Origin of the sequence: Mesorhizobium sp. M7A.F.Ca.CA.001.08.2.1 (assembly GCF_003998455.1) — a bacterium.
GTDB classification, from domain to species: Bacteria; Pseudomonadota; Alphaproteobacteria; order Rhizobiales; family Rhizobiaceae; genus Mesorhizobium; species Mesorhizobium ciceri.
On sequence record NZ_RZPW01000083.1, the window covers coordinates 1 to 12,897 of the forward strand.

A 12,897-nucleotide genomic window follows, 5' to 3' on the forward strand; every position below is an offset into this window, starting at 1 on the left:
GACCACGGAGGCGGCGGTAAGTCTCAGGGACAATGAGGATTTCCGTGCCGGTCTCGAGGTGACGCCGGAGCGCCAGGCGGTCTGGGACGAACTCGACGGCCTCGATCGCTTCGTCGCGCGTAAGAAGATCGTCGAGCTGATGGAAGAGGGCGGCTTCCTCGAAAAGGTCGAGCCGCATCGCCACGCGGTGCCGCATGGCGATCGCGGCGGCGTGCCGATCGAGCCATTCCTGACCGAGCAATGGTATGCCAATGCGGCGGAGCTGGCCAAACCGGCGATCGCTTCAGTGCGCGAAGGTCGCACGAACTTCGTGCCGAAGAACTGGGAAAAGACCTATTTCGACTGGATGGAGAACATCCAGCCCTGGTGCATCTCGCGCCAGCTCTGGTGGGGTCATCAGATTCCGGCCTGGTACGGGCCCGACGGGCGCGTCTTCGTCGAAAAGACCGAGGAAGAGGCGCTGAGCGCCGCGATCGAATTCTATCTGGCGCTGGAAGGACCGTGGAAGGCCTGGGTCGAGGACAAGCTGGAGAACTTCAAGCCGGGCGAGATCCTGACCCGCGACGAGGATGTGCTGGACACCTGGTTCTCATCGGCGCTGTGGCCGTTTTCGACGCTGGGTTGGCCGGACGAGACGCCCGAGCTGAAGACCTACTACCAGACCGACGTGCTGGTGACAGGCTTCGACATCATCTTCTTCTGGGTCGCCCGCATGATGATGATGGGCCTGCACTTCATGGACGAGGAGCCATTCCACACCGTCTATGTCCATGCGTTGGTGCGCGACAAGAACGGCGCCAAGATGTCGAAGTCGAAAGGCAACGTCATCGATCCGCTCGACCTTATCGACGAATACGGCGCCGACGCGCTGCGCTTCACGCTGACGGTGATGGCGGCACAAGGCCGTGACGTGAAGCTCGATCCGGCGCGCATCGCCGGCTATCGCAATTTCGGCACCAAGCTGTGGAACGCTACGCGTTTTGCCGAGATGAACGAGGTCGCGCGCAATGACGATTTCTGGCTCAACGACGCCAAACTGGCGGTCAACCGCTGGATCCTGACCGAACTGACGCGGGCGGCGCGCGAGATCACGGACGGCATCACCTCATACCGCTTCAACGAGGCGGCGGGTGCCGCCTACCGCTTCGTCTGGAACCTGTTCTGCGACTGGTACCTGGAACTGCTGAAGCCGGTGTTCATGGGAACCGACGAGGCGGCCAAAGCCGAAAGCCGAGCCTGCGTCGCCTTCGTGCTCGACGAGATCTACAAGCTGCTGCATCCGATGATGCCGTTCATGACCGAGGAACTGTGGGCGCAGACCGCTGGCGAAGGCAAGCAACGCCCCTCGCTGCTGTGCCATGCCACGTGGCCGTCACCGGACTTCGAAGACGCCGAGGCTGCAGCCGACATCAATTGGCTGGTCGACCTCGTCTCCGGCATCCGCTCCGTGCGTTCGGAGATGAACGTGCCGCCGGCAGCCATCGCACCGCTCGTCGTGGTCGGCGCCAACGATGTGACACGCGAGCGCCTCGTTCGCGAGGAGTCGGCGATCAAGCGGCTGGCGCGGGTCGGCGACATCTCGCTTGCCGATATCGCGCCCAAGGGTTCGGCGCAGATCGTGCTCAACGAGGCGACGATCTGCCTGCCGCTTGGCAGCCTGATCGACCTCGCCGCCGAGGCTGCACGGTTGCAGAAGGAACTGGCCAAGGTGACCGAGGAGATCGCGCGCCTGCACAAGAAACTGTCGAACGAGAGGTTCGTGGCCAGCGCGCCGGCCGAGATCGTCGATGCCGAGCGTGAAAAGCTCGCCGAATACCGCGATGCACAGGACAAGCTGTCGATCGCGCTGGCCAGGGTTCGCGACGCCGGCTGAGGGTAGATTCGCGAGACTTTAGACCCCTCTAAAATGCTGGTTTTCCGCCTGGAAAATCAGCATTCCGTTGCGTTAATATTGACGTAAACGGAAGTTTTAGCCCCATTGTTGCCATAATGTAACAATGGGGCTCCCGGACCCCAAAAAAGGCCTGTTTTCGAGCCTTTTGGATGGTTTTCCCTGTTTTTTGAGAGCCGCTCAGCCTTCACAGACCATTTTTCGGCCTTGCCGCACCCGGTTGCATTTCCTCGAAAATGCGGCTGGCCAGTGTGTACATGTACGCCCGCGAATTCGTTGTTGCACCGTTAACCTGAATTGGTTCTAGCTTGGTGCACTCGAATTCGGGGGAGGACATTTCATGACTATTCTGCGACTGAAGGCGCTGCTGGGGGCGGGCTGCTTTTCGCTGGCTTTGATCGGGACGGCGATGAATCCGGCACATGCCGGCGGCCTGGAGCGTGGCGGCTACGATATCGATCTGCTGTTCGATCCTGCCCAAGTCACGGGTGAGGTCTCCGGCACCTATGTGATGCCGCAGCGCGACCTCAAGAACGTGAAGGACACCGACCCGTCCGACGGCCCCCTTAACCTCATGGGTTTCTCCAACAGTGCTCGCGATACCGAAAGCTATTGGGTGCCGAGCGTCGGCATCAAGGCGGGTATGGGCCCCGTCGATTGCCTCGTGGACTATGGCCAGCCGATTGGTGCGTCCAGCAACCCGGGTCGGAATTGGGCCGGCGCGAACAGCAATGTTGAAACCCAGGTGAAGAGCGAGGCTGTGGGTGGAACCTGCTCCTACAAAATGGATCTCGGCAAAGGACAGTTTCGTTTTATCGGCGGCGTGTTCCACGAGAATGTTTCTGGCTTCAAAGAACAATTGGTGGCTCCCATTCCCGGTGCGGGCATAGGGCGGCTTGACCTTGAGGGTGACGGCTGGGGATGGCGAGCCGGCGTTGCGTATGAGATTCCGGATATCGCCCTGCGCGCCAGCTTGGTCTATAATTCGGCGGTCAAGCTCAACAATTTGGACGGAACGCTGGATCTGTCTCAGGTTCCCGCGGCCCTCAATCCTTTAAATCCGTTTTTGGGCAAAGTGACGAATGTTAGTGGTTCTTCGCAGGTTCCGGATTCTGTAGAGCTCAAGCTTCAGTCGGGCATAGCTCCTGGCTGGCTGGCATTCGGATCCATCAAGTGGATGAATTGGAGCGAGCTACAGAGCATTCCGTTTTGTCCCACCGGCACGGCATCCTGCACGACGACCAGCCCATTGCGGCTTACCTCGCTCGATCTACTCTATCGCGATGGCTGGACGGTTTCCGGCGGCGTCGGCCACAAATTCAATGATCAGTGGAGCGGTGCGGCGGTTATCACGTGGGATCGCGGAACGTCGACCGGCCTGAGCGCCCAGACCGATACCTGGACCCTCAGCGGTGGCGTGGCCTACACGCCAACTCAGAACATCGAGGTTCGACTTGGGGGCGCGGTGGGAGTGCTGACCAGTGGATCGATCCATACGGCCGTAAACCCAGATGATGGCCTAACATATGACAATGGCTATACTGCGGACTTCGGCAACGACCTTGTCACGGCACTTTCAACATCATTGAAGGTCAAGTGGTAACGAATTGAAATTGCGCATGAAAGGCCGGGCACTGCCCGGCTTTTTTCGTTTGAGATCGCATTGCCCGCGATTGTCTCATCCAAGCTGCATTGCACGTAATCCAAACCGCTTGCGCCTCGTGCGATTGTGGCGTTTTGGCAACACTTTCTGAACAACCCCTGCGCTGGAAGCCGGGCTGAGGAAATTGCCCATTTCCCGCCATAAACCCGGCGCACCTCGATCTTGTCTCGGGACACGCGCCAAAAGGCTCGGCGAGGGGGCAGGCCGCTCCGCCCCATTTGCAGGGAAGATGGGGCAAGGAAGAGTATGGACGCCAAAGTCATCTCCAAGGCTAAGCTCCCTAGCCGCTATGTGACCGTCGGTCCGGCGCGTGCGCCGCATCGTTCCTATCTCTATGCCATGGGTTTGTCGGCGGCCGAGATTGCGCAGCCGCTGGTCGGGGTCGCCTCCTGCTGGAACGAGGCGGCGCCCTGCAACATTTCGCTGATGCGCCAGGCGCAGGTGGTCAAGAAGGGCGTCGCGGCCGCCAGCGGCACGCCGCGCGAATTCTGCACCATCACCGTCACCGATGGCATCGCCATGGGTCACCAGGGCATGAAGTCGTCGTTGGTGTCGCGCGAGGTCATCGCCGATTCGGTCGAGCTCACCATGCGCGGTCATTGCTACGACGCGCTGGTTGGGCTCGCCGGCTGCGACAAGTCGCTGCCCGGCATGATGATGGCCATGGTGCGGCTCAACGTGCCGTCGATCTTCATCTATGGCGGTTCGATCCTGCCCGGCAGCTATCGCGGCCGCCAGATCACCGTGCAGGATGTTTTCGAGGCGGTCGGCCAGCACTCGGTCGGCACGATCAGCGATGACGAACTGCTTGAGATCGAGCAGGTCGCGTGTCCCTCGGCCGGTTCCTGCGGCGCCCAGTTCACCGCCAACACCATGGCGACCGTCGCCGAGGCGATCGGCCTGGCGCTGCCCTATTCCTGCGGCGCGCCGGCGCCCTATGAAATGCGCGACCGGTTCAATTTCGCCTCGGGCGAAAAGATCATGGAGCTGATCGCCAGAAATATCCGGCCGCGCGACATCGTCACGCTGAAGGCGCTGGAGAATGCGGCGACCGTGGTCTCGGCCACCGGCGGTTCGACCAACGCGGCACTGCATCTGCCGGCGATCGCGCACGAGGCCGGCATCAAGTTCGATCTGTTCGACGTGGCCAAGATCTTCGAGAAGACGCCTTACATCGCCGACCTCAAGCCGGGCGGCAAATATGTCGCCAAGGACATGTTCGAGGCCGGCGGCATTCCGCTGCTGATGAAGACCCTGCTCGACCACGGCTATCTGCATGGCGACTGCATGACGGTGACTGGCCGCACTTTGGCCGAAAACATGCAGCACGTTGTCTGGAATGAGCATCAGGATGTGGTCCGCCCGGCCAACAGACCCATTACCCAAACCGGCGGTGTCGTGGGCTTGAAGGGAAACCTGGCCCCCGAAGGCGCGATCGTGAAGGTCGCGGGCATGGCGGAGTTGAAATTCTCCGGGCCGGCACGCTGCTTCGATTCGGAAGAGGAATGTTTCGAGGCGGTGACGCATCGCAACTACAGGGAAGGCGAGGTTCTCGTCATTCGCTATGAAGGACCGCGCGGCGGCCCCGGCATGCGCGAGATGCTGTCGACGACGGCAGCACTCTACGGCCAGGGCATGGGCGGCAAGGTGGCGCTGATCACCGACGGGCGCTTCTCGGGCGCGACGCGCGGTTTCTGCATCGGCCATGTCGGCCCCGAAGCAGCCGTGGGTGGCCCGATCGGACTGCTCAGGGATGGTGACGTGATCTCGATCGACGCGGTGAACGGCACGATCGATGTGGCGTTGTCCGATAGCGAACTGGCGGCGAGGGCAAAGACATGGAAGGCGCGCGCGACCGATTATCAGTCGGGCGCGATATGGAAATATGCACAGACGGTAGGGCCGGCGCGCGATGGCGCGGTGACCCATCCGGGCGGTGCGAAAGAAACACACTGTTATGCGGACATCTGAGTTGTTGAGGTCATCTGTCTTTTCGGCACTGGTCGTGGCCGCCACGTTTGGCGCGACCTTTGGCGCCGTCGGCCAGGCCATGGCCTTCGACGACAAGGTGTTCGACGACAAGACCGGGGTGAAGCCGCAATCGAGCCCCTGGGCGGTCTTCCAGTTCGGCTTCTCCGCCTACAAGAACGGCCACAAGGAGCAGGCTGCCGAGGCCTACAAATACGCCGCCGAAAACGGCCAGATCGGCGCCACCTGGAAGCTTGCCCGCATGTATGCCGAGGGCGACGGCGTGGCGCGCGACGACTATGAGGCGTTCAAGTTCTTCTCCGAGATCGTCGACCAGGATGTCGAGCCCGGCTCGCCCGAGGAAAGCTATGTCTCCGATGCGCTGGTGGCGCTTGGCGACTATTTGCGCACGGGCATTCCCGGCAGCCCGGTCACCGAGAACGAGGTGGCGGCCCAGGAATACTACATGCGCGCGGCTGCCAACTACCGCAACCCGAACGCACAGTTCGAGATGGGGCAGATGTTCCTGAAGGGCGAGGGCGGGGTGAAGGCCAGCGTCAAGCAGGCCGGGCGCTGGTTCCAACTCGCCGCCGAGAAAGGCCATGCCGGCGCCCAGGCGACGCTGGGCCATCTGTTGTTCCAGAGCGGCAAGATCGTTCGCGGCCTGGCGATGATGACGGCAGCGCTCGAACGCGCTTCGCCCGCTGACCAGCCCTGGATCCGCGGCATGCAGGAAGAGGCATTTGCCACCGCCGGCGAGGCCGACCGCCGCACCGCGATCTCGCTGGCCGATGATATCCTCACCAAGGGCAACAACGCGGACCAGTAGTTTTGCTGGCGGCTGAACTGCCGATCTCCCCCACAAGGCGCGAGATTGGCTCAGTTCGCGATCGGCTCCGTCGGCACCATGCTGGGCGCCGGCGTCGAGATCGGCGTGACATGGGGGTGTGGCGCCAGCGTGTTTTCCGGGCAGCTATCCCCGATCTTCGTCCACGAGGTGTTGTTGAGCACCATATCGCAGCGGGCCAGATGGCTCTGCTCGGCCACCGTCAGGCAGGCGACCTGACCGATCTGGTAGGATTTTCCATTGGCCAGGCATTCCTGGTCGGCAAATGCCGTACCAGGAACGGCCATGGCAAATGCCAGGCCAATGGGACAAAGATGAAATCGTGCGCTCATGGAACCCCAGCCGCCATGCTGGTCTGCAATGAACGGCGCGAAATGTGGCGATATGAGGGTTCAGCGCAGACGGGCCCGGCGAGGGTTCTCTCAAGCCGGCTGAAGCGCGAGATCGATCGCCACCGGGACATGGTCGGATGGTTTTTCCCAAGCGCGCACATGCTTTTCGATAGAGGCCGATGAGAATCGGTTGGCGGCTTCCGGCGACAAAAGCAGGTGGTCGATACGGATGCCGTTGTTCTTCTGCCAGGCGCCGGCCTGATAGTCCCAGAACGTATAGGTGTCGCGCGCGTCGGTGACCGCGCGCACCGCCTCGGTGAAACCAAGATTGAGCAGCCGGCGGAAGGCTTGTCGCGTCTGCGGCTGGAACAGGGCGTCGCCCAGCCAGTTCTCCGGAAACCGCGCGTCGATCGGCTCGGGAATGACGTTGTAGTCGCCGGCGAGCACCAGAGCCTCCTCAAGTCTCAGCCGTTCTTCGGCCCAGCGCTCAAGCCGCGCCATCCAGGACAGCTTGTAAGGAAACTTCTTCTCGTCATCGATCGGATTGCCGTTCGGCAGATAGAGCGAGGCGACACGCAAGGCGCCCTTGTCGGTTGAGAAAACGCCTTCGATGAAACGCGCCTGTTCATCGGCATCGTCGCCGGGCAGGCCCCTGATCACCTCGTCGAAGCGCAGCTTCGACAACAGCGCGACGCCGTTGAAACCCTTTTGGCCATGGGTTTCGACATTGTAGCCAAGCGCCTCGATCTCGGCGCGCGGGAACTGCTCGTCGACCGTCTTGATCTCCTGCAGGCAGACGATGTCGGGTGCGCTCTCGGTCAGCCAATGGGTCAGGTTGCCGATGCGGGCGCGGACACCGTTGATGTTCCAGGTGACGATTTTCATGGCGGTCTCGATGCTGTTCAGTTGGGCTCTTGCGGCGGATGGCGTTCGACGAGGCCGATCGTATTGCCAGCCGGGTCCTTTAGGAAGGCCATCCATTCGCTTTCCCCCGCTGGACCGAACTGGCCGTCCGTGTCGCGATGGACAAGCGTTGGCGGCGCGGTGAAGGGCACGCCGGCGGCAGCAGCCGAGGCATGGAACTGATCAAGGCCCGATATGTCGAGATAGACGGTTCCGGCCGGTACGCCGTCGGTGAACAGCAGCCTGATTTCTCCGGCCATGATGAAGGCGATGCCCGGCGGATCGAAGCGTGCATGGACGGCCATGCCAAGCACGTCGCGCCAGAAAGCCAGCGTCACGTCGAGGTCACGGCCAGCCGACAGCGCGATCTGACGGACCGCACCGATGGCAGGCATTCTATATGGAGAAACTCGTGCCGCAGCCGCAGGAGGCGACGGCGTTCGGATTGCGGATCTGGAACGACTGGCCCATCAGATCGTCGACGAAATCGATCACAGATCCGCCCATATAGACCAGCGACAAATCGTCGATCAGCACGGTGGCGCCGTCCTTCTCGATGGCGACGTCGTCGTCGTTGCGCGTATCGACCAGATCGAACTTGTAGGAGAAGCCCGAGCAGCCGCCGCCTTCGACCGAAACGCGCAGCGCCGTCTTGCCGGCTTCGTTCGAGACAATCCTGGCGATCCGCTTGGCGGCGGCCTCGGTCATATCGACTTTCATGGCAGTCTTGGCATCAGCGCCCATGGGCGTCACCTTGCTTTCGGTTTCACATGATAGGTATGAAGCGCGAGGGGCCAAGTCAACCTGGCTAAGTCAAACGCGGCAGCATCAGCCATGACCAGTGAGTTGGGCGACATCGGATTCGGCTATCGGCCACGCGCCGCCTATGCCTGCGATCCGGCAAACTCGCGCGGGCGGCTGTTCGACGAGGTGGAGAGCCCGACCCGCACGCCATTCCAGCGGGACCGTGACCGCATCATCCATTCGACGGCCTTCCGGCGGCTGAAGCACAAGACGCAGGTCTTCATCGCCCATGAAGGCGACCACTATCGCACCCGGCTGACCCATTCGATCGAAGTGGCGCAGATAGCGCGCGCCCTGGCACGGGCGCTGCGCGGCGACGAGGATCTGGCCGAGGCGGTGGCGCTGGTGCATGATTTCGGCCACACGCCCTTCGGCCACACCGGCGAGGACGCGCTCAACGAGAAGATGGCCGTCTGGGGCGGCTTCGACCACAACGCACAATCGCTGCGCATCGTGACAAGGCTGGAGGCGCGCTACGCCGAGTTCGACGGGCTCAACCTGACCTGGGAAACGCTGGAAGGCCTGGTCAAGCACAATGGGCCGCTGACGGATGCCAACGGCAAGGGTCTGAAAGGGCCGGTGCCACAGGCGATCCGTGATTATTCGCAACTGCACGATCTCGAACTCGACCGGTTCGCCGGCATCGAGGCGCAATGCGCGGCGATCGCCGACGATATCGCCTACAACACGCATGACATCGACGACGGGTTGAGGGCAGGGCTCTTGACGCTGGACATGCTGGAGACGGTTTCGCTGCCGGGAACGATCCTGAAAGGCGTGCGCGAACGCTATCCTTCCCTCGATGCCGTGCGCACCGGCCACGAACTGATGCGGCGGCAGATAACGGCCATGGTCGAGGACGTGATCAGGTCGACGACCGCCAATCTCGATCGCATCAGGCCGCCGAGCGCCGATGCAGTGAGGGCAGCTGGCGAGACGATGGTGGTTTTCTCGGCCGAAATGGCTGCCCTGGAGAAGGAACTGAAGGCCTTTCTGTACAAGCACCTCTACCGGCACGCGGAGGTTATGAGGGTGCGCGCGGATGCCGAGCAGATCGTCAAGGATCTGTTCGACGCCTATTTCGCCGATCCGCGCGCCATGCCGGATGGCTGGCGCGAGGGGCTGGATCGGGCCGATGATCGCATCAAGGCGCGCAGCGTCGCCGACTTCCTGGCGGGTATGACCGACACCTACGCGCTCAAGGAACACCGGCGTTTGTTTGACCATACGCCTGAATTGGGCTAGGGCGGGCTCGATTTTGCCGGCCAACGAGCCGGATTCGCTGCAAAGCCGCCAGAGCCAGACCCCAGAGTCACACAAATGAACATCTTCGCCGATTTCACCGCGCGAATCATAAAAGCCGTCGAAGCGCTTGATCTGAAAGACAAAGACGGCATTTCGCCTGACCTGTCGCGCATTGCCGTTGAGCCGCCGCGCGACGACAGCCATGGCGACCTGGCGACCAATGCGGCAATGGTGCTGGCCAAGCCGACCGGCCAGAACCCGCGCGCGCTGGCCGAAAGACTGGCGCAGGCGCTGCGCGACGACAAGGATGTCGCGGCAACAGAGGTGGCCGGCCCCGGTTTCGTCAATCTCAGGCTGAAGGACGGCTTCTGGCAGACACATCTGAGCGCACTGCTCGGCGAGGGCCGCAACTATGGCCGCTCGATGGTTGGCGGCGGCAGGAAGACCAATGTCGAATATGTCTCGGCCAATCCGACCGGACCGATGCATGTCGGCCATTGCCGGGGTGCTGTCGTCGGCGATGCACTTGCCAATCTGATGGCCTTCGCCGGTTACGACGTGACCAAGGAATACGTCATCAACGACGCCGGCTCGCAGATCGACGTGCTCGGCCGTTCCGCATTCCTGCGTTACCGCGAAGCGCTGGGTGACGACATCGGCGAGATTCCGGCCGGGCTTTATCCGGGCGATTACCTGGTGCCAGTTGGTCAGGCGCTGGTCGCGGAATTCGGCCGCTCGCTGCTGCAGATGCCCGATGACGAGGCGCTCGCCATCGTCAAGGATCGCACCATCGATGCGATGATGGCGATGATCCGCGAGGACCTGGCGATGCTCAACGTGCATCACGACGTGTTCTTCTCCGAGCGCACGCTGCACGCCGACAATGCCAGGAAGATCCGCTCCGCGATCAACGATCTGACGCTGAAGGGCCATATCTACAAGGGCAAGCTGCCGCCGCCCAAGGGCGAGAAACCCGACGATTGGGAGGACCGCGAGCAGACGCTGTTCCGCTCGACCGCGGTCGGCGACGACATGGACCGGGCGCTGGTCAAGTCGGACGGCTCATTCACCTATTTCGCCGCCGACGTTGCCTATCTCAAGGACAAGGTCGATCGCGGCTTCGTCGACCTGATCTATGTGCTCGGCGCCGACCATGGCGGCTACGTCAAGCGGCTGGAAGCCCTGGCGCGGGCGATTGCCGGCGAAGAGGTCAAGCTCACCGTGCTGCTGTGCAATCTGGTCAAGCTGTTTCGCGAGGGCGAACCGGTGCGTATGTCGAAGCGGTCGGGCGATTTCGTGACGCTGCGCGAAGTGGTGGAGGAGGTGGGCCGCGACGCGATCCGCTTCATGATGCTCTATCGCAAGAACGATGCGCCGCTGGATTTCGATTTCGCCAAGGTGACCGAGCAGTCCAAGGACAATCCGGTGTTCTATGTCCAGTACGCCTCGGCGCGCTGTCATTCGGTGTTCCGGCAGGCGAGCGAGCAACTGGGCGAAGCCAATTTCGACCGCAACAGCCTGGCGTCGGCCGCGGCATTGCTGACCGACGAGGGCGAGATCGGCCTGATCCGCAAGCTTGCCGAATACCCGCGGCTGATCGAGTCCGCCGCCCTTGCGCTCGAGCCGCATCGGCTGGCATTTTACCTCTATGATCTGGCTTCCAGCTTCCACGGGCACTGGAACCGTGGCACGGATAATCCGGACTTACGTTTTGTTAAGGTTAACGACCGACAATTGACGCATGCCAGACTAGGGCTGGTGCAGGCTGTTTCGGACGTTTTGACGTCCGGCCTGACGTTGATCGGGGCCGCCGCGCCCACTGAAATGCGTTAGGTTTGACTAAATAACCTGTCACCTTTTGCCCACATTGCGCTGGTAAGGGCCAACCCTACGCGACGTCCATGGCGTCCGAATGAGTGCGAGTTCGGGAACAATAATGGCAGACAGAACCCAGCTGAGAGTAGCCGACAACAACGACATCGCTGAGGATGATCCGTTCGCGGAACTGACCAGGATCATGGGATTCGACCCGCGCCAGCCGGTCAGGCCGCAATCGCCCGCCCAGCCGCAGGCCCCAGCCGCCGATCGCGGGCTCGAAGAGGGCGATTTCGATATCGATCTCGAGAAAGAAATGATGGGCGAGTTCGGCGCTGACGACAGCGACGCCGCTCCGGTTGTCCAGGCTCATGAGCCGACTTTCGTGCATGAGCCGGCATTCGAAGCGGCTGACGCCAGCGCGATGGACGACGAGCTTTCGGTGTCGCTCGACGACGATTTCGAACTGGACATGGCTGAGATCGACGACCACGTCGCCGGCGCCAGCCATGCGGTCGCCGCTGAAGCCGTGCCGTCCGTCGAGCCCGCTTTCGCGTCCGATATTGGCGTTGCCGTCGCCGGTTCGCTCGAGGACGTGTCCCCCTTCGAGGACGATCAGTCGATGGCGGACGAGCTTGCCGCCTCGCTCGACCAGGACCTTCGGATCGATGAGGAAGCCGAAGAGGCCCTGTACAGCGCTGCCGATACGCCCGCTTCTGTCGAGCCGGTTGCCTCCGATGACGAATTCGACGATGCGGTGGCAATGTCGCTTGAAGACGATCTGATGCTCGACGACCATTCGGCGGCGGAACAGTCATTCATGGCCGCCGATCCCGTCGAGCATGCCATGCCGGAGCAGGCGGCGGCGCTTGACGGCCAGGCAATCTCCGACGAGAGCTTTGCTGGCCTCGACGATGCCATGGCCGATGTCGACATGGATTTCGACGTTCGCGCGGATGAGCCGATCGCCTTCGACGAGCCGGAAGCGCATGAAGTGCTTGCCGATGCTGCGGACTCAACAAGCGAGATTTCCAACCCTGAAGGCCTGTCGGACGATGCCTTCGACCTGAACTTTGAAGATTCGTTCGCCGAAACGGTCGAAGAGCCGGTCGCCGAAGTTGCTGCCGCTACGATCCAGCCGGCGGCGCCAGAAGCCAATGTCGCGCCGGCGGTGCACGCCCCGATTGCGGACGAACGGAGCCTGGAAGACGAGTTGAATGCGCTGCTGGGCGCCATGACTTCCCGCACGGCGCCGGCGGCCAGCGAGCCTGTCACGGCTCAGCCGGCTGTCGCTGCCCCGCCGCCTGTTGCCGAGCCTGCCGAGGAACCGGCCGACCTTGTCGGCGACCTCGACTGGGATCTTGACGAAACCACGCCTGAGCAAAATCGACATGTTGGCACGGCCCAAGCGGCCGACGCGGATATTGAC

At 62.3% G+C, this 12,897-nt stretch carries 10 protein-coding genes and 1 pseudogene; 7 read left to right on the top strand and 4 right to left on the bottom strand.

Annotated elements, in window-relative coordinates; all coding sequences use genetic code 11:
* From EN914_RS07725 to EN914_RS07740, 4 genes are all read left to right on the top strand, one after another.
* Window positions 1-1,873, top strand: a 1,873-nt coding sequence (locus tag EN914_RS07725) for a valine--tRNA ligase (RefSeq protein ID WP_127389040.1), incomplete at its 5' end; no start/stop codon positions are given.
* 358 nt (window positions 1,874-2,231) lie between these two features.
* A complete protein-coding gene (locus EN914_RS07730) occupies window positions 2,232-3,494 on the top strand; it encodes an OmpP1/FadL family transporter (RefSeq protein ID WP_024503841.1) in 1,263 nt (420 codons plus the stop codon).
* A gap of 306 nt (window positions 3,495-3,800) precedes the next feature.
* Entirely contained in the window at window positions 3,801-5,525 is a 1,725-nt protein-coding gene (gene ilvD / locus EN914_RS07735; protein WP_024503842.1) for a dihydroxy-acid dehydratase, read from the top strand.
* A complete protein-coding gene (locus EN914_RS07740; protein ID WP_013531284.1) occupies window positions 5,512-6,351 on the top strand; it encodes a tetratricopeptide repeat protein in 840 nt (279 codons plus the stop codon). Before ilvD ends, EN914_RS07740 begins: the two co-directional genes overlap by 14 nt.
* Before the next feature lie 50 nt (window positions 6,352-6,401).
* On the opposite strand, the gene EN914_RS07745 is transcribed toward EN914_RS07740, so the two are convergent.
* From EN914_RS07745 to erpA, 4 genes are all read right to left on the bottom strand, one after another.
* The gene (locus tag EN914_RS07745; protein WP_244506831.1) at window positions 6,402-6,656 is read right to left on the bottom strand and encodes a hypothetical protein; all 255 of its coding nucleotides are present in this window, start codon (window positions 6,654-6,656) and stop codon (window positions 6,402-6,404) included.
* A 135-nt stretch (window positions 6,657-6,791) separates the two neighbouring features.
* Window positions 6,792-7,586 (bottom strand): exodeoxyribonuclease III, encoded by a 795-nt coding sequence (gene xth, locus EN914_RS07750; protein ID WP_013531286.1) that lies wholly within the window; start codon window positions 7,584-7,586, stop codon window positions 6,792-6,794.
* A gap of 17 nt (window positions 7,587-7,603) precedes the next feature.
* Window positions 7,604-7,999, bottom strand: a complete 396-nt coding sequence (locus EN914_RS07755) for a VOC family protein (protein ID WP_013531287.1) — start codon at window positions 7,997-7,999, stop codon at window positions 7,604-7,606.
* A 1-nt stretch (window position 8,000) separates the two neighbouring features.
* On the bottom strand, window positions 8,001-8,348 hold the full coding sequence (gene erpA / locus EN914_RS07760) for an iron-sulfur cluster insertion protein ErpA (protein ID WP_013531288.1): 348 nt from the start codon (window positions 8,346-8,348) through the stop codon (window positions 8,001-8,003).
* 90 nt (window positions 8,349-8,438) lie between these two features.
* Between erpA and EN914_RS07765 the strand changes: the two genes are divergently transcribed.
* The 3 genes and pseudogenes from EN914_RS07765 to EN914_RS07775 all read left to right on the top strand — a co-directional run.
* On the top strand, window positions 8,439-9,653 hold the full coding sequence (locus tag EN914_RS07765; RefSeq protein WP_024503844.1) for a deoxyguanosinetriphosphate triphosphohydrolase: 1,215 nt from the start codon (window positions 8,439-8,441) through the stop codon (window positions 9,651-9,653).
* Between the two features lie 75 nt (window positions 9,654-9,728).
* Window positions 9,729-11,486: an arginine--tRNA ligase gene (gene argS, locus EN914_RS07770; protein ID WP_024503845.1), complete on the top strand. Its 1,758-nt coding sequence runs from the start codon at window positions 9,729-9,731 to the stop codon at window positions 11,484-11,486.
* 103 nt (window positions 11,487-11,589) lie between these two features.
* Window positions 11,590-12,897: pseudogene (locus EN914_RS07775) on the top strand (SPOR domain-containing protein); the annotation flags it as partial.